Genomic DNA, 16,509 nt, shown 5'->3' on the forward strand with positions numbered 1-16,509 from the left:
CGGCAGCCGTCGCCGTCCTTGGGGAAGTCCACGGTGTCGAACCACATCGCGCCCCGGAACCTGGGGTATCCGGGTTTCTCCCCGGCCTTCACGCGCCGGAAGAACGCCTGGAACGCCTTGTCCAGGCGGCGCAAGGTCGCCTGCTGCGAGGAGAACGACCAGCGTCCCTGACGCTCGGGGTCGAAGGCCCGGATGTCCTTGAGCTGCGCGGACTGCTGCCCGTATTTGATGCTGGTCTTCGAGGTGTGCCGGTAGGCGTCGCGGCGTTCCTGCAAGGCCCCGTTGTAGAGGGAGCAGTGATCCCGCAGCATCTCACCGAGCGCTGCCGCCTGGCCCACGGTAGGCCGCATAAGGAACTTGTACGCACGGATCATCCGGCCCACCCCCCTTTCATACCGGTTCGCGTGATCATACTACCCTTGGTGTATGTCACCGCGTTGGGAATCAAACCCCGATATCCGCGCCGGTCGCCACGTCGCTTACAACCTCCACGCGCACTTCTGGCTGTCGCACCGTGCGGTCCCAACTGCTGTGCGAGCGTGTGATTCCAAGCCATCAGGGCGGCCTTGGCGGCTCCGTAGGCCCCGTTGCCCCGCAGAGCGCCGGTGGTGCGCGGCGCGGCAGCAATGCCTCGGTGAGCAGGACGGCCGGCAGGACATTGTTGTCGAATATCCGCCGCCACTGCTTCGCGACCTTTTTGGGCTCCAGAGGCCGTGTACCGACCGGAGTACGTATCCCGATTTCCCTCGAAAGGGTGATGCTCCGCCAGAACACCGCGGCCGTTAGTCGATACGACGAGCATATTCATCGGCTGCTTCGTCTCTTGAGGTTCTCTCAGAAGGTACGGAACTCCTCGAAGGACGGCTCGAACGAGGGATCGGGCAAACGAAGAGCCTTGCAGCGAGTCCTTGATGCGCCCCGAGACCCGGCGCCGGCCGTTGGCGCGGCTTCGCTGGGGAAGGTGTCGGCAATCTCCGTCCACCCCAGGTTCTGCTCGTAGTAGTGCACGGCGGTCCGCACTGACGGTGTACAGTCGTCGTCGATCACGATCAACCCGCCAGGTCGAACGATCTTTCGCAGGAAGTAGAGATCGACGAAGACTTCGTGGAACCGGTGGCTGCCGTCCACGAACGCCGCGTCGGCGACGAGACCCTCGGCGAGGAGTTGCGGGAGCGCGATCGATGAGGAAGCGCGCATCAGCGAGGCGATCGAGTCCAGTCCGGCAGAGCACAGCAGATCCCAGCCGGCGTTTGACCAGTCCCGTTCCTGAAACGGGTCGATGATGACATGCCGGGGACTCGGCGGATTGACGGTAATCAGCGCTTCACCGATGGCAAGCGCGGAACTGGCGTACGCGAGACCGACCTCGACGACCGTCTGCGCGCCCTCGGAGATCAGTAGGTCGCGCAGTTGGTCGCAAACACGTTCGGGAACCGTGACGGTCTCAAAGTCCCCTTCACGGGGCCGCGTCCGCGGAGGGCCGTCCTGTGTAAGCCGACGGCGTACTTCCCAGACCCGCGCCCTACGTTCATTCATCTTCCCGTTGCCGGCCACACCTCCACGCTAGAAGAGCACGTCCCTTCCATGCGAGAGGTGCAAAACACCTTCTCTTTTGTGGCGTTCCGTCCGTGCGTCACATGGTCCACGAGGCGGCTCTACCGGGGTCGCGGGGGGCCGAAGGTGCCCCGCGTATCCTGGCTCGCCGGGCTCGGCCTGGAGCTATTCCTGATTGTCCTGGATATCCTGGTACCGCTCGCGCCGGCGTGAGGCCGGCTGGTACTGGGGTCCTGCCGTCTGATCCACCCGCGAGAGCAGAAGCTCGCAGGGAGGCTCGAGCCGTTCCGCAAACTCCTGTGCTGCGCGATGGCCGAGGAGCTGCCAGGGAAGGGCGGTCCGCTCATCGGTGAGATTCTCGATGCGTTGGCGAAGGCGCAGACCCTCCAGAAGTACCCGTCTGTCCGCCGCCAGTCCCTTCCGCGTCAGTGACTCCCAGCCCGCGTCGATCTCGTCCTCGGTGTGCCCTCGGGATTTGCTCAGCCAGTCATCCTTGTAGCCCAGCCACTCGTTATGGAGGATGGACGCCTCCGATGAAGTCAGACCGGCCGCCGCCACCAGAGCCCAGTGCGTGTCTCCCCGCCACTCTCGCAGCAGGTTGACAGCGTGCCAGCCGGACAGAAGAGGGGACTGCGGACGAGGCATGGAGAGGGTCGCCGCAAACAGGGCACGCCCCAGCAGCGGAAGCCGGCCGATCACCGACCACAGCGCAGGTGCCATCTCACACAGCGGATCGACGATCCCGGGCGCATGGCGGCGCAGTCCCTCCTGAACTGCCTCGTCGCGTAAATTCCAGAAATCAAGGAAGGCGTCCGGACCTTTCAGCAGGTCGAAAGTCAGCCGGATCCCTGCAGCGCTGATGGTGCCGAATGCCGCAATGAGTGCCTCGGCTCCCGCGGGGGCGAGCGGCGCGCCTCGGGATGCGATATACCCGAGTGGTCCTGCCAGAACTCCTTCCAGCCCCCGTGCTTCATAGCGCGCCACCGCACCCGGGTCCCAGAAGATCCAACCCACAGTGGTCTGCACAGACCTCGCGTTCCGTCGGCTGATCTCACACCACTTGTCCTCGGGTTCCTGACCGAAGTCCAGCTCAGAGCCCATCGGCGCACGCCTCCCGCCACTGTTCCCGTCGTTGGCTGTTCAAGGCATCAGGCGATGCCCGATCCGCATGATCTGGCTTCGCGTCGATGGCGTCCAGGGGTGTCCTCAGCCGGACCAAGGCCCATGGAAACGGCCATGGCACCGATCTCCGTTTCCGGGGAGGTCCGGGGTCGGCCGACGCACCGGCCGAGCGTGCTTCGGCTGCTTGGCCGATACGGTCGAGTGCTTCTTTCCGGTTCCCAGGTGGTGAACGTGCCTCGTACGCCCTGTTCCCCGCTACCGCCGCAGCCGTAGACGAAGGGGCTTCGACGGTGTCCACGGCGCCCGCCTTGGCCGGATCGAGTCCCGTCTCGTTCTCCGGAGAGGCGACAGCGGCCTGCGCGTCCACCGCGTCGTCCGTCCGGGACGGTGTGACGGCTGACTCGAGGGTGCGGATCGGGACAAGGTGGTACGTGGTCCTGGCGGTCCGTCCTGTCGGGATGTCCTCGTGGTGGGCGTCGGACACGGCAACCAGCGTGTCCTTTCGCGTCACCTTGCCCCAGTGGAACTTCCCGTCGCACATCGGGAAGATGTGCTGCCCCGGGTCCGCTGACCGGGCGACATCGACGGCCGGGGAAACCGCGCGTGGAAGACGTCGATCGAGCCCTCGTGCTGGTCATTGCCGCAGCCGATGCACGCCACACCCACCTCGGATCGCGTGCTGCCTTCAGGCCACGCCGTCGAATCAACTGCACGCCAGAGGAGGGGATGAGGCGGCGAAGCCCGACGTCTTCACCGACCGTGACACGATCCTCGCAGTCAGAGGTGACGGTGAATGGAATGGAACGTCATTGCCGGCCGAGCGGAACAGCGTCGGGTGACCCGGGCTCGCATCACCGAAGCGGCTGTCGAGTCGCTGATCGAGAGCGGGGTCGCTGCGACCACGACTCTGCAGGTGCAGCGGCGGGCGGGCGTGAGCCGGGGCGCGTTGCTGCACCACTTCCCGACGCACGAGGAGCTGCTGGGAGCGGCGATCACGCGGCTGGTGGAGCACAACGAGGAGGTGGTGCGCAAGGAGATGACCTCCGTGGCGCAGGCCCGGGACGGGGACCGATGGGGGCGTTCGCTGAGGGTCTTCGGGGCCGTCTTGCGCAGCCTGTCGTACGCGGCGGAGTTGGAGCTGTGGGCGGTGGCACGCACCGACCCGCGGCTGCGGGAGACCCTGCGCCGGGCCGAAGGAGCGGCGCGGCGGGACCACCGGGTACTTGGCGACGTGCTGGGCCCCGAGGCGACGGCGGCGCCGGGCTGCTCGCCGGCGCCACCCTCGACCTGTTCCAGGGGCGCACGGTCATCATGATCGAGGACATGGTTGGTTACGTATGCTGCCGCGCTTGACCTTCCGCATGCCCGTGTAGAGACGGTCACGATGCTGATCGTCCTTCGAGTGAGAGTCAGGATTCTGTGGCGCTCGGGGATACCAGGATGGCGCGGCGGTGCAGGAGCTTGGTGCACCGGTCGCAGCGCAGTTCCGGCACGAAAACGGTCGAGCAGAAGCGGTGCGTCTCGATCAGCGCGGGTCCTTCGGTAGCGAGGAACCAGGTTTGCCCCCAGTGCAGTGCCGTGGCGATGACCGGGAAGAAGGCTCGCCCCTTCTCCGTCAGGCGGTACTCGGCCCAGTCGGGCCGCACGGCGTTGCGTGTGGCCTCCAGCACTTCAATGGCCATGAAGGCCTTGATGCGGTCGGCGATGAGGGCCGGGGGAGCGCTGAGCGTCCGTTCGAAGTCCGCGAAGCGGGTGACGCCACGAAACGCGGCACCGATGAGGGCCAAGGACCAGCGGTTGCCCAAAATGGCCATGGTCTCGGGGAACATGCCGGCCTGGCCGCGAGCCTGATCGGACTCCCAGCGCCGCCGGGTCGACGCCGTCGGCACCGACCGCTTCCAGGAGCCGCTGGGACCCCAGACCGCGTCGATGTCACGGGCAGCGGTGGGCCTGGTGCACGCGCCGCATGAAAGAACCGGCGCGAACTCCTGGGAGCACTCGGTGTGCATCATCCGGGGGAGCGGGGTGGTGTGCGCGGCGACCCACTGCCGTTCCCAGTCCCAGATGGCCAGCAGAACCGGCCAGAGGGAGCGGCTGCGCGGGGTGAGGAGGTACTCGGCTCGCAGAGGGTTGGTCCGGTATATGTTCCGTTCGAGGAGGCCCTCCTTTGTCAGTATGCCAAGGCGCGAGGTGAGTACGGCGTTGCTGATGGGCAGGGCGGCCTTGAACTGGCCGTAGCGGGTGAGGCCCAGAATGGCCTGCTGGACGAGCAGCAGGGTCCATTCGTCACCGAGCAGCCCCAGTGTCTTGCCGATGGCGTTGGGAGCGCCGGCCTCGAGGAGGGTGGGCTGCTCGGAGTTCATGTGTGCTCTTTTCGTATCGGCTACAGATCGATTGCTTGCGCGGCCGTGTCTGCAGTGTGCCACCGGCGCAATTCGGTCCCGTCCGCCCAGGTGGAGTGGGTGCCGCTGGAGATCCGCTCGGGCAGCTTGAGCTTGCACACCGGTCCGTCTGCGATGCGGGCGGCGTCCAGCACCAGGCAGTACGAGGCGTCGGCGTTCATGTCGGTCGTCAGGGTGATCAGGTAGCCGTCGTCCTCGCCGGTGGAGCCGACCCGGGGCGCCATTGCTGTCTCACTGCCGTACACGCCTTCGCCGAAGACGATGCGTTCTTCCGCGCCGGTCAGCAGGTCGTGCCGTACCAGGCCGTCGAGGAGGAACCACGACGGCTTGCCGGTGGCAGCCCAGACGTAGCGGTAGGACCGTCCGGCGTGACGGGAGTTGATCATGCCGAACTCGCTGATGAGATCGCTCAGCTGTTCCTCCCTCACCTGACCGGTCACCAGGTTCAGGCGCCAACGGTGCAGCCGGGTCTGCATACGGTCCAGGGCCAGGAACCGGAAGGCCCGCTGCCACTTGTTGCCCATGCCGTTGTCGGCTGGTGCCGGGTCGCCCTGGAAGAACCCGTCGAGGACGATCTCGTCGCCGTCCTCGTAGGCATTCGTGAAATGCAGTACATATGTCGACTCGGCCTCGAACCAGCGGATCTGGTCCCTTCCGCCCTGCCGCGGGACGACCGCGAAGCGGGACGGCATGTCGCGGTGCCAGTGGGGGAGGTGAACGCCCTGGGTCAGGAAGTCGGGCCGCCAGAAGAGCGGGAAGTCGTTGAGGATGGCGTAGTTCTCGGTGAATGCCATGTCGTGCGGCAGCCGCGGCCCGGGCAACGGCACGTCCACGTAGCGCACCAGCCGGTTGTCGGCGTCGACCACGCCGTAGTGCATGTACGGCGCCTGCTTGCTGTAGTTGAAGAACAGCAGCTCACCCGTGGCGTCGTCGACCTTCGGGTGGGCCGACACGCCCCACTCGGTGGGGAAGGCGCCGCCCCAGGTCTCCTTGCCCCGGGTTTCCGCGCTGAACGGGTCGATGCGGTAGAGGTCACCGCACTGATAGAAGCTGGTCAGAGCCATGCCGCGGTGGACGATGACGTCGGTGCTCGAGGAGTCCTTCATCCGGCCCCGCGCGCCCCAGCCGTCCTTGCGGGGAGCCCAGTCCGGCATTTCCGCGATGCCGGCCCACTGGGCGGACTTGGCCTTGATCTCGGCCATCAGACCGTCGGTGCGCACGAACCGATTGCGGTAGAACGCCTTGCCGTCACGAAACCCGACTACATGCACCATGCCGTCCCCGTCGAAGGGGTGGTAGTACCTCACCGCAGGGTGCACGGGGTTCTCGGTGTTGCGTAGATAGACACCGTCCAGGTCGGACGGCACCTCACCCTCTACGACCTCCGGATCGTCGGCGAGCCACTCGGTCGTCTGCGGTCGCCAGGGGCCGGTGCGGTAGGGGTGATCGTCGTCCGCGGGAAGGGTGGACAGCAACCGTCCGACGATCTCGACATCCATGACGATGTGACTCCCTGTCTCTTTCAGGCTGCCGGGACGGAGCCGACGATCAGGCTCACGGTGGTGGCCGTGCTGCCACCGAAATTGAGCGTGCCGAAGGTGCGAGCCCCCTCGACCTGGTACTCACCGGCGGTGCCGGCGACCTGGCGGGCGGCGTCCAGGAGCATGCGGATGCCGGAGGCACCCACCGGGTGGCCGCCGCCGATCAGGCCGCCACTGGGGTTGATGGGCAGCCGCCCGCCTATCTCGATCTCGCCGTTCTCGATCGCTTTCCATGACTGGCCCGGCTCGGTCAGGCCGATGTGGTCGATGGTCAGGTACTCGCTGGGCGTGAAGCAGTCGTGTGTCTCCAGCCCGTGCAGCTGGTCGAGACCGAGCCTCGCCCGTTCGAAGGCATCCTGGACCGCCTGGTGCAGGTGCGGCAGGATGTAGGGACCCTCTTCGGAGCGGCGAAGCTTCTGCTCCAGCGACAGCCCGACCGTGCGGTGACCCCAGCCCAGAACGCGCGCCCACGGCCGTAGCTGTGGGTGTCGCCTCAGGTAGTCATCCGTGATCAGGACGACTCCCGCGCCTCCGTCGGTGATCTGGCTGCAGTCGAAACGGCGTATCCGGCCGTCGACCGGCGGATTGCTCGCATCGTCGGTCTCACCGGCGAGTGGCGGGATGTCCCAGGCGCGAGTCTGAGCGTTGGGGTTGCGCCGGGCGTTGGCGAAGTTGAGCGTGGCGATTGCGCGCAGGTGGGTCTCGTCCAGTCCGTAGCGGTCGGCGTAGGCGTCCGCCACCTTGCTGAACATATAGGGCCACATGAAGCGGGCCTCACCGCCCTCGTGTCCTGTCCAGGCAGCGGTACCCAGCAGTTCGGCGGCGGTGTCGCCGGGCACTGTCTTCTCCAGTTCCACTCCGACGACGAGGGCGGTGTCGTAGAAGCCCGCACGGTCGGCCATGGCCGAGAGCACGGCGATGCTGCCGGAGGCGCAGGCGGCCTCGTGTCGTGAGGCGGGTATCCCCCAGAGGTCCTCGCGAACCGTTGCGGGCATGGCACCCAAATGACTCTGCTGGGCGAAGAGTTCACCGAAGGCGTTGCCGACGTGGACGACACCCATCTGCGCCCCCGTCATCCCCGCGGCTTCGAGGGTCCCGTCGACGATCTCGCGGGTGAGGTCCGCCATGCCCTTGCCCTCACGCCCCAGGTTGCGTGCGAAATCGCTTTGGTAACCACCGAGTACCCATATGCCGGTGCCGGTCATGGTGGCTCCTTTGTGTCTTGGCGGACCATCTGTTCCGGCGCAACGTCCCTGGGACGGACGGTTGTTGAAGCTGGAGAGGAGCACTACAACTAGCAGAGTAACTCTCGCTGGTGAAGCACGCTACGTTCTTGCGGCATGAGGAGCCCCGTCATGTTCAGCACTGGACCACAGCTCGCTGAAACAGCCAGCCGGCGTAGATGACGACCTTGACGGTCACCTCGCGGGACGTCCCGTCGTTTTTGGATGTCCTGTCTGCGTTCCAGGACGATGCCCGAGCGGGTGCTGCCGGTGGCCGAATCCGGTATCGCAGGATCCCGACCATGCGGCATCTCGCCCCGCTGTTCGGTGTCTGTGCGGCGACCGTGTGCCGGGGTGATCCGAAGACTCGGCCCACTGCTACCGCTTCTCGCCGAACGTGCAGCTCTGGGTAGGTGCAGAGACCCGCTTGACGGTGGCGGCGGCCCGTCCCGTGTGCGTCACCCCTGCGGACGAGAGGGCTTGGCGGGACTCAGGCCTGGCGTGGGATTTCGAGAGGGCGGCGGTGCTCGGCGATGCCGCCCTGCATCGACACCGGCCCGATCGTCCCGCGCCGCAGGTCGTCGGCCGCATGCATAACCTGGCCCTTGCCACATGACTACCGAGGTCAGGGGCGGCACGCCACTCGGCGTGCCGCCCCAGTTGCTAAGAAGTCAGCGGTCCGTGCCGGGGTGCGGAGGCGCTGCCTTCCCGGTGCGCGAGCCGGCCTACAGAACGCTGACGGTCGTCTGGTTGGCGGAGACGTACCCGTCGTTGTCGAAGTAGTAGACCGCGACCTTGACCTTGTCTCCCTTTGCGAAGTGCGTACCGTACGCCGTGTGCAGGGTCACGTTCGCGATGTGGTTGCTGTAGTCGCAGACCAGCTTGTCATTCTTGACGATGCCCGCGGCGGCGCCGCCGTCGGGGCTGTCCGAGTCGAGCGTGGTCGCGTTGGCCACGAGTTCTTGCCCCAGACCGGGGTCACAGGAGTAGGTGACCTGAACCTGCACGTTCGCGTCGTGCAACGACACGCTGTTGATGGTCAGCTCGTTTGCCTTCGCCGCTGCCGAAGGCGCGGTCGCCAGGGCGCCTGCCCCGACCACAAGGGCGGTGAGCGCGGTCCCGGCGAGGCGGTGCCGCAGACTCGTCGGCTTCATTGGTTATCTTCCTTCCCCCTGCGTGGTCACCCTTGGTCTGGTGTGTGGAGGTAACTCCAACTTGGTGGGCAACTACGACAGTTGATCGTTTTGAGACTGGATCTTACGTGATCTCCACGATGTGTCGCATGGGTACCCCGTGTCGAGTGGTTCGCGCCGTGAGGCCGAAACGGCGGGGACTTGATCGTCCTCGACGAGGTGCATAAGTGAAGCATATGTAAGGTACCTGCGAAGGACCCCCCAACTACTTCGAGCTTCAACCTAGTTGACGTGGTGTCATGGGCGGTCATCTGCCCAGCGAACCGCATTCCGGACAGTGTGCAAATTCACGTTCGCCAACGGCAGGGCAACAAGAAGCACTGCATCGCCTACATGTCGTGGGACAGCCTCCCGCCGTGTGCGCTGGCCGGCCAGCCCCTCGAACTGCCGCAAGCCTCGCCCGACCTGGCCAAGCTCCTCCTGAAGTCAAAACCCTTTTCGCTTGCGCGGGAGCTGCCCCGGGCCGGGCACCGCGTCGGTGTCGACACCGTCGCCGACCTGCTGCGGGAGGTCGTTATGCGCGTCGAATGACCAGCACGGCCACGTCGTCGAGGTGGTCGACCGCGATCGCGGCGTCCAGGATGCGGTCAGCGGTCTCTTCGGCGTTCAGTCCGTCGTGGACGGCTTGGGCGGCTAGTGTTCCGGCTCGTTCCAGTCCGGCGTCCAGCGTCAGGCCTGGTCCTTCGACCACGCCGTCGGTGACCATGACCAGCGCGCTGTCGTCGTCCAGGGTGAAGACCTCGTTGCGGTATTCGGTGCCGGGCAGGACGCCCAGGACCGGGCCGCCCGGCAGCTCGCGGACCTTGTGGCTTCCGTCGCTGTGTGCGCACAGCAGTGGCACGTGGCCGGCGCTGGTGCCGGTGACCTGTCCGTTGTACGGGTCGATGTGCAGCATGGTGCAGCTGGCGAATCGTGCGGGAGCGGTCGTGACGAGTAGCTCGTTGGTGCGGGTCAGCACGGTTCCGGGATCCGGTTCCTGGGCGGCGATCGCGCGTAGGGACAAGCGGACCTGTCCCATGACGGCGGCGGCGTCGACGTCGTGCCCCTGGACGTCGCCGATCTCCAGGGCGATCGCGCCGTCGGGCATTATGAAGGCGTCGTACCAGTCTCCGCCGATGTCCAGCCCGTCCCGGCTGGGGCGGTAGCGGGCGGCGACCTCCAGACCCGGGAGGTGCTCGGGCAGCGCGGGGAGCATGGTCTGCTGCAGCGCCGTGGCCAGCTCGACGTGTGCCTGTTGCAACCTGATCCGCTTGAGTGCCTGGCCGGCTAGGTCGGCCAGCGTGCCCACAAGGGTCCGCTCATCCAGGGGCGACAGGTATCCGCGATGGTAGAGCAGCGCCCAGGCCCCGAGTGGCTGATCGCCGGGTTCGCTGAGCGGGGTGATCGAGATGGCGTAGTCGGAGCCGAGCCGGAGGAACCGCAGAAGTGGGGCGTGCGGCCAGCGGCGGGTGAAGTCCTCCCGGTCGGTGATGAACTGCGGCTTGCCGGTACGGATCGCCTCGGACAGCGGGGTCGGCTGGTCCAGCCGCAGGCCGTGCAGGGCCGCGACCTCGCGCATGTCCACCCTGGCATCGGTGGAGATGCACAGGCGGCTGTCGTCGACGAGTGCGAGCACGGCGCCGCTGGCGCCGAAGGTCGCGGCAAGCCGGGTCAGGACGACCTGCTGCAGTTCCTGCTCCGAGGCTGCGGTGATCAAGGCGGAGGAGAAGTCGGCGGTGTCCTTGGCGCGCTGTCGTTCGGCAGTCAGCGCGGCCTGCGCCTTCTGCTTGCGCTTTTCCTGAGTGGTGTCGTCGCGGACCACCACGAAGATCCGTTCGGGGCCGTCAAAGCCCAGCTGGAGCCGACGGACTTGAACGGTCAGCCGGCGCCAGCCGCCGTGCGAGGTGTGGTACCGCAGCCTCACCCAGGGGGACTGCTGGAAGGAGGCCGAGTGCAGGAGCTGCCAGAAGGCCTCCCTGTCGTCGGGGTGCACAGCCGAGATCACTCTGGACATCGGCGCAGTTGGATCGGGGAAGAGCGCGACCAGGCTGGGGAGGCCACCGAGCCACTCCATCTGGTCTTTATGGGGTGAATACATCCACAAGCCAAGGCCGGCGGCCGCGGTGGCCAGCCGGAACGGTATCAGCAAGCTGGCCAGGTCGTTTCGTGCATCCAGGACGCGCACCCATATCAGCTGCTTGTCACCGGCGGGATCTTTCACTCGTCGCGCCTCAAGCAAACAGGCAATAGGTACTCCATCTCGCCCGGGAAACTCCAGCTCCCGCATCGCGACCGCATCCGCCCTGGCGGCGTGGGCGACCAGATTTTCGGCCGACATCCGCTGGCTTGCAGGCCACAGATCACCGAAGTCACGCCCCAGGCACTGCTCCGCAGGTCTGCCCAGCGCCGTGGCCATAGCAGCGTTGAGGTCGCGCACGGCACTGTCCAGCGTCAGAAGAGCCGACGGGCAAGCGCTTCGATGAAGGTCGTCCAAGGCGTCCATCTGCGGCTCCCTGGCGCACACCAAAACAGCCTCTTCAGCTATATTCGCGCATTTTGCTGTGATATCTCAATAAAGCGGGTGCCTGAGCGTCTGCGGCGAGTGACGACGGCAGGAAACTTAGCGGAGGCGGTTCGGGGACACGGTCGCTGAGTGCCATGTCCTTCGTGATCGTCGGAATCCGGCCGGGTATAGAACCGGGAAACCATCCTGATCACAGGTGACTGCCCGTGGTGACTGCCCGTGGTGACTGCCCGTGTTGGCATACTACCTCCCGGTTGCCGCCCGAGGCTCCGGTTGCACATACCGGGATCCGTGACGGGTGTGGTTCGGCGGTTTGAGGACCCTGGCCTGAAACCTCTTTCTATCGAATCAGCGACATTCGAAGCCCTGACTACCTGACACCGTTTGGAGTTTCTGTGGGTTAGCTGTGTCCCAAGCGAGGACGTGAGTCGTCCTCACTCGAAGAGAGATGGCTGGATCTCGCCTACGCCTCAGGGCATGTCGCGCGGTTAGTCGCGAAGCAGGAGTGTGCGCCGACGGCGCGGCCCGGGTGGTGATCGGCGGCCCCGGGGGCCACGGTTCCCAGGGCAGCGGCCGCCACCGCTCGCCGCGCACTGCCTGGGTATCAGCCATCGCCGCCCGCGTCCTCACCGCACGGCTGCGCACCGCGGGCCGCACTGGTCGCCCCTGTACGACATGGCCGTGCACCGTCCGGCGGCGTCGCCCGAGCAGCTGACGCGACGCGGGTGGCTGGGCCCAGTTGCTGTCTCGCGTCAAGCTGCAGCGGCAGTTGTCGTCGCGGCCACGATCGATCCAGCCCATTCCCCGCAGGTCGAGTGCGATCATCACCTGTCGGCGGCGACCCCGGCCCAGAAGGCGAGGTCTATACTCGGCGGTCGGTCCGCAGCTCACGCCAGGGTGACGTGCATGCCGCCTTGGGACAGGACATCGAGGACCACGCAGAACAGGTCGTAGGGCTGTCCGTCCGGTGTGAGGGCGTGGGACAGGTGCTCGCGTGCGGTCGCGGCATCCCGCCAATGCAGAGTTGCAGGGGCGGTAAAGCCGAATGTGCCGCGCAGGCAGTCGTCTAGGGCGGCCAGACAGCCGCCGAAATAGCCGCCTGGCCCGTTCACCGCCTCGCCGAGCGCGAGGTAGAGGCCCGGTTCGTCGGTGATGTGTCGGCCGTCGAGTTCGTAGGCGTGACCGGCTGGCCGGTCACAGCGGGGACGCCGGCAGGCCCGCTCTCGGACGAGGTCGAGCCAGGCCCCGCGGCGCCGGGTGTCGAGGCCAGCCCAGGCATCCTGGACATCCGGCGGCCCGGCGAGCCACCGCTCCCAGACGGGCCGGGCGTATTCGGGAACGGGTGTGAAGAGCTCACCGTCGAGCTCCAGGTCGATCAGGTCCGACCCGTAGGAGGAGGGGCGCCAGGCGCTGACTCTCGTCCAGAGCAGGCGTTCGGCGAGCGGCTCGCCTTGGTCGTCTTGTACCTCCAGGGCGGCCTGCTCCAGGTTCAGCGCCTGCCGGGTGCCCTTCATCAGTGCTGCCCTCAGCTGATCACTTTGAGCAAGCCCCCGCAGGACGAGCGGGGGCGCCGCCTGTTCGGCCGGCAGGACGCGGGCGAATTCCCGGCAGGAGCCCAGCCACCGCTGCCCATCGTGTACGCGAACGCGGCCCCTGTGTCCCTCGGGCGGGCCTTCGTAGTCGTCCAGGCCGGTGACCACGAGACTGTCCGTCCCGCAGATCTGACCTAGGCTCTCCGCGTCCTCCAGTAGCCAGGGGTCGAGTGTCTCATCGTCCGGCACCAGCCATACTCGATTGCCGACCCAGCCGCGTACGTCTGCTTGTGGTACCCAGCCGACCAGCTCGTAGGTCCCACGCCGGGGTTCCCCGAACAGCCCCTCCACCTCGGCGCAGACGCCCCAGGCATGGCTGTGCTCCGTCTCAGTCAGCGTGTACCGCGTCCGCCGGCGATGGTTTTCGTCCTCGTGCACGGTGAGATCATGTCGGGACCAGGTTCCCGCAGCGAACCCATTTCCCCGTAGTCGGTCGCGATGCCTCAAGGCAGCGCGTCATTGACCACCCGTACCCAAGCGATGTACGTGCGCACCGGCCGGTCGACGACGGCGGACACGCCGCTGGAGGTGTCGACGCTGACCTGCAACTTGGGCACCCCGGTGAGCAGCTGGTGCAGCGCCTGCAGGATGACCTCGCAGCGGCCCTTGCCATCAGCGCGACAAGGGAGAACCCGGCCACGGCGAGGACGGCGCGGAGCCAGGGGGCCACGTACCGGAACCGGTCGACTTTGCAGCCCCGCAGCCGCCCGGCCTTCCGTCACCACCAGCCGCGACATCATTCCGCTGCGAAGGACTCCGTGACCGTCGTCCACTGACCGTCACTGATCACCGGGCCCGCCGACCTGACGGTCGGAGGACCCACGCCGTCAGGCCGTCGGGCGCAACCGATCCAGTTCGCTCCCGATCGCATCCCGCAGTAGATCATGCTGCGGGCCGAGCCTGAACCGCTCATCCGTCCAGCGGTCAGGCGGATACAGCCACACAGGCTTGCCCACCAGCTCGGCCGACTCCCACTCGAAACGCGGCCAGACATGAGCATGCAAGAACCGGTCCGTGTTACCCAGGATCTCCAGGTTGACCCGCCGAAAATCAGGGTCCAGCCGCCAACAGGCTCTTTCAACCGCCTCTCCGAGTTTGTCCATGTCGGAAAGAAACGACGGCCGCTTGGCCCTCGGCAAGTCCGACAGTCGTTGAACACCCGGTTCGTCCACGAGGAGAACCGAGTACCCAGGCAGGAACTGCACGTCGCCGATCACCGCGAATCCCGCCTCAAGCCGCCGCAGCACGGTGGGGTTTTCGCCCCGCAGAGCGGCCCCGATCCGATCTGTCCGCCAATCATCGGTCATGGCCCGAACGTACCGGCAGGTGATCAAGGCCAGCTCTTCGTTGCGCACGCTCTCCACTCACTTCAAGGCCCAACCAAGCGAGGCGAGGAGCGACCTCGGCCATTTTCAAGTCTCTGCCCGCGGCTTGGTCATGCCATCGGTCAGTGGTGTCGCTCTTCGACGGCGTTGTCGTTCTCGTCGAACAGTTCGAGGTCGTAGTGCCACCCGAGTCCGGCAAAGAGCTTCGTCAGGTCGTCGATCCGCTGAGGGTCGATCACGCCATTGATCAGGGTTGTTCCGTCGTCGGTCTGATCGATTTCGATGCGGCACCAAGCGGTTTCGGTTTCGTAGGAGCACCAGGAGGCCGACCGTGTCCTCCAGCCAAGTGAGCCCAAGCGGGATGCCACCTCGGCGGGATCGATGCCCCCTTTGAGGATGCCGCAGACGTTGTTGGCCATGTCGGCCAGGGCGGCATCGAGACGCTGGTCGCTGTCATCGCTGGTCGGTGTGCTCACCTGCGTAAGTATCGGGTATGCCGTGTCTTGGCTGAGTGAGGATGCGGATCCGGAGGAGGTCGAACGAGGCCTGGGCATAGATGCTCTCTTCAGGGTTTTCATGCGGTTCACGTGTCCCTCCACGACGCCGGAACTCCAGAACAGGTGAGGCCGGAGGCCACGGCGTTGAGGCCCTGGCGGAGGACGCCGGCGAAGCCCTGCATCGGCTTCGGGGCGTCCTGCCTGGGGTCCATCCCACAGATGAGTTGGAGAAGCGGCGAGCAGCCCTCTGAGGCGGCGGGCCGGCAAGCCGATCCGCGCGAGGCCCGCATCGCCCGGTTGCGCCATCTCAGTCAGCGGCTCACCAACGAACCCGCCTGATCAGCACAGGGAGTTCAACGACTCAAGGGAATGCCATTGCCTCCTTCCGTCCGCCCTGGCCGCCAAGGACGACGGTTTCCAGCGGCTCCGCCGCGAGCTGAGCACTTTCGGCTGCACACCCCGAGCGCCCGGAATCACGGCAGGCGAACGACGCCGGCGGCATCGTTGCCCTGCCTGTCGGCGTACGCCAGAACGTGACCAGTCAGGTGCAGCGTCACCTACCCAGCCCCGATGTGTAACGCGCGGGCCGTGTGCGGGCTCCCGCGGGAGAAACCCCGTCCCCGAACCCTGATAAACACATCCGACAGCATCCGGGTCGAGGCTCGGCCGGAACTGTGGAGCAAGGTGGCCAACGAGGCACCACACTTTTTACTGCCTCGCCGAGACACTACGTTCGTATCAAGTAAGGCGCGCAATGCGGCTGCCGCAGGTCCGGACTGCCCTGCCAGGACGTAACGGGCGGGCTCAGCAGGCACGATGGGGGTTGTCCGTGCAGCGTTCCACCTGGCCGCCCCTTGTCGGCCGCACCCGGCCGCTGAAGACGAAGGAGTGGTTCGTCGTCAACATGGAGCTGGCGAACACGGGCTTTGGAGAGTGGGGCTGTGGTGTCGACGCCGACGGCGTCTACCGGGAAGAGCACTGCCATCCAGTGGTGAACGGGCGTGGCAGCGATGAAGAGCGTCCCGGAGGTCTGGCCGGTGCCGGCGCGAAGGCGCTCAAACCCTCGGCGAGCGCGTGAACAAGTCGGGCGCCCATATGGCGGCGAAGGCGCTGGACCCGAAGAACAAGCGGGGCATCGCGATCCGATGGGCCAGCAAGGACGTCGCCGCTGAAGCGGTCGACAAGCCCATCACGCAGTGGCTGGAACACCACCCGGACCATGTGACCGAGCTGAACGACTGGCAGAACAAGATCGCTCGGAAGCTCGGGAAGGGCGGCCGCTTCGACCCGCGGACGGCCTGAAGACCATCCGCTGGGAGGTGCGGGACATGCCGGGGGTCAAACTAGGTGACACATGGGTGCGTACCGGCACCCAAGCGGTGAAGAGCGCTGTCGACACCGACTGGGTCATCGTGCAGCACAAGTACATCGGCAAGAGGAACGCACAGCACCCGCACGACCGTGCTCGACAGTGGACGAGCACGGGCGTTAGGCAGTTGACCGGCTGGGCAGGCTCAGCAACTTCCCTAGCGATCCTTGTGTTTGTGTAGTTTGGGT

The 16,509-nt window shown here is 66.4% G+C and carries 16 protein-coding genes; 4 read left to right on the plus strand and 12 right to left on the minus strand.

All coding sequences use genetic code 11. The features are described from left to right. The 3 genes from LZ604_RS33205 to LZ604_RS33215 form a co-directional block, all read right to left on the minus strand. Window positions 1-374, minus strand: a 374-nt coding sequence (locus tag LZ604_RS33205) for a helix-turn-helix domain-containing protein (protein WP_234519790.1), incomplete at its 3' end; no start/stop codon positions are given. Between the two features lie 460 nt (window positions 375-834). Continuing rightward, on the minus strand, window positions 835-1,554 hold the full coding sequence (locus LZ604_RS33210) for a class I SAM-dependent methyltransferase (protein ID WP_234519792.1): 720 nt from the start codon (window positions 1,552-1,554) through the stop codon (window positions 835-837). 165 nt (window positions 1,555-1,719) lie between these two features. Beyond that, window positions 1,720-2,655: an SCO6745 family protein gene (locus LZ604_RS33215; RefSeq protein WP_234519794.1), complete on the minus strand. Its 936-nt coding sequence runs from the start codon at window positions 2,653-2,655 to the stop codon at window positions 1,720-1,722. Window positions 2,656-3,469: 814 nt separating this feature from the next. On the opposite strand from LZ604_RS33215, the gene LZ604_RS33220 reads away from it, so the two are divergent. Continuing rightward, window positions 3,470-3,991: a TetR/AcrR family transcriptional regulator gene (locus LZ604_RS33220; protein WP_234519795.1), complete on the plus strand. Its 522-nt coding sequence runs from the start codon at window positions 3,470-3,472 to the stop codon at window positions 3,989-3,991. Window positions 3,992-4,085: 94 nt separating this feature from the next. Here LZ604_RS33220 and LZ604_RS33225 read toward each other — a convergent pair whose 3' ends face one another. From LZ604_RS33225 to LZ604_RS33240, 4 genes are all read right to left on the minus strand, one after another. Beyond that, complete coding sequence (locus LZ604_RS33225; protein ID WP_234519796.1) at window positions 4,086-5,039, minus strand: winged helix-turn-helix transcriptional regulator; 954 nt, start codon at window positions 5,037-5,039, stop codon at window positions 4,086-4,088. A 20-nt stretch (window positions 5,040-5,059) separates the two neighbouring features. After that, window positions 5,060-6,577 carry a carotenoid oxygenase family protein gene (locus tag LZ604_RS33230; protein ID WP_234519797.1) on the minus strand — a complete coding sequence of 506 codons (1,518 nt, stop codon included), beginning with the start codon at window positions 6,575-6,577 and terminating at the stop codon, window positions 5,060-5,062. Between the two features lie 23 nt (window positions 6,578-6,600). Then, complete coding sequence (locus LZ604_RS33235; RefSeq protein ID WP_234519798.1) at window positions 6,601-7,824, minus strand: acetyl-CoA acetyltransferase; 1,224 nt, start codon at window positions 7,822-7,824, stop codon at window positions 6,601-6,603. A gap of 743 nt (window positions 7,825-8,567) precedes the next feature. Next, window positions 8,568-8,996, minus strand: coding sequence for a hypothetical protein (locus LZ604_RS33240; RefSeq protein WP_234519799.1), 429 nt, complete (start codon window positions 8,994-8,996; stop codon window positions 8,568-8,570). A gap of 270 nt (window positions 8,997-9,266) precedes the next feature. On the opposite strand from LZ604_RS33240, the gene LZ604_RS33245 reads away from it, so the two are divergent. Continuing rightward, on the plus strand, window positions 9,267-9,566 hold the full coding sequence (locus LZ604_RS33245; protein ID WP_234519800.1) for a hypothetical protein: 300 nt from the start codon (window positions 9,267-9,269) through the stop codon (window positions 9,564-9,566). Here the strand turns inward: LZ604_RS33245 and LZ604_RS33250 are convergent. The 5 genes from LZ604_RS33250 to LZ604_RS33270 all read right to left on the minus strand — a co-directional run bounded on the left by LZ604_RS33250 (window position 9,550) and on the right by LZ604_RS33270 (window position 14,931). Continuing rightward, window positions 9,550-11,517 carry a SpoIIE family protein phosphatase gene (locus LZ604_RS33250; protein ID WP_234519801.1) on the minus strand — a complete coding sequence of 656 codons (1,968 nt, stop codon included), beginning with the start codon at window positions 11,515-11,517 and terminating at the stop codon, window positions 9,550-9,552. The two genes, LZ604_RS33245 and LZ604_RS33250, sit on opposite strands and share 17 nt — an antisense overlap. A gap of 908 nt (window positions 11,518-12,425) precedes the next feature. Then, window positions 12,426-13,508: a barstar family protein gene (locus LZ604_RS33255; protein ID WP_234519803.1), complete on the minus strand. Its 1,083-nt coding sequence runs from the start codon at window positions 13,506-13,508 to the stop codon at window positions 12,426-12,428. Between the two features lie 65 nt (window positions 13,509-13,573). After that, entirely contained in the window at window positions 13,574-13,870 is a 297-nt protein-coding gene (locus LZ604_RS33260) for a hypothetical protein (RefSeq protein WP_234519805.1), read from the minus strand. Between the two features lie 87 nt (window positions 13,871-13,957). After that, a complete protein-coding gene (locus tag LZ604_RS33265) occupies window positions 13,958-14,437 on the minus strand; it encodes an HIT family protein (RefSeq protein ID WP_234519826.1) in 480 nt (159 codons plus the stop codon). Between the two features lie 140 nt (window positions 14,438-14,577). After that, complete coding sequence (locus LZ604_RS33270) at window positions 14,578-14,931, minus strand: hypothetical protein (RefSeq protein WP_234519807.1); 354 nt, start codon at window positions 14,929-14,931, stop codon at window positions 14,578-14,580. A gap of 850 nt (window positions 14,932-15,781) precedes the next feature. On the opposite strand from LZ604_RS33270, the gene LZ604_RS33275 reads away from it, so the two are divergent. Together LZ604_RS33275 and LZ604_RS33280 are read left to right on the plus strand one after the other, a co-directional pair. Next, window positions 15,782-16,030, plus strand: a complete 249-nt coding sequence (locus tag LZ604_RS33275) for a hypothetical protein (RefSeq protein ID WP_234519808.1) — start codon at window positions 15,782-15,784, stop codon at window positions 16,028-16,030. Then, window positions 16,027-16,254: a hypothetical protein gene (locus LZ604_RS33280; protein WP_234519811.1), complete on the plus strand. Its 228-nt coding sequence runs from the start codon at window positions 16,027-16,029 to the stop codon at window positions 16,252-16,254. Before LZ604_RS33275 ends, LZ604_RS33280 begins: the two co-directional genes overlap by 4 nt. The last annotated feature ends 255 nt before the right edge of the window (window positions 16,255-16,509 follow it).

It is taken from the genome of Streptomyces glomeratus (assembly GCF_021462825.1).
In the GTDB taxonomy this organism is placed as follows: Bacteria; Actinomycetota; Actinomycetes; order Streptomycetales; family Streptomycetaceae; genus Streptomyces; species Streptomyces glomeratus.

Bases quoted from the DNA above. Each gene is read 5' to 3' on its own strand.
- LZ604_RS33225 (WP_234519796.1), bottom strand. From the start codon at position 5,039: ATGAACTCCGAGCAGCCCACCCTCCTCGAGGCCGGCGCTCCCAACGCC.
- LZ604_RS33230 (WP_234519797.1), bottom strand. From the start codon at position 6,577: ATGGATGTCGAGATCGTCGGACGGTTGCTGTCCACCCTTCCCGCGGAC.
- LZ604_RS33260 (WP_234519805.1), bottom strand. From the start codon at position 13,870: ATGATGTCGCGGCTGGTGGTGACGGAAGGCCGGGCGGCTGCGGGGCTG.
- LZ604_RS33235 (WP_234519798.1), bottom strand. From the start codon at position 7,824: ATGACCGGCACCGGCATATGGGTACTCGGTGGTTACCAAAGCGATTTC.
- LZ604_RS33220 (WP_234519795.1), top strand. From the start codon at position 3,470: ATGGAATGGAACGTCATTGCCGGCCGAGCGGAACAGCGTCGGGTGACC.
- LZ604_RS33215 (WP_234519794.1), bottom strand. From the start codon at position 2,655: ATGGGCTCTGAGCTGGACTTCGGTCAGGAACCCGAGGACAAGTGGTGT.
- LZ604_RS33265 (WP_234519826.1), bottom strand. From the start codon at position 14,437: ATGACCGATGATTGGCGGACAGATCGGATCGGGGCCGCTCTGCGGGGC.
- LZ604_RS33240 (WP_234519799.1), bottom strand. From the start codon at position 8,996: ATGAAGCCGACGAGTCTGCGGCACCGCCTCGCCGGGACCGCGCTCACC.
- LZ604_RS33250 (WP_234519801.1), bottom strand. From the start codon at position 11,517: ATGGACGCCTTGGACGACCTTCATCGAAGCGCTTGCCCGTCGGCTCTT.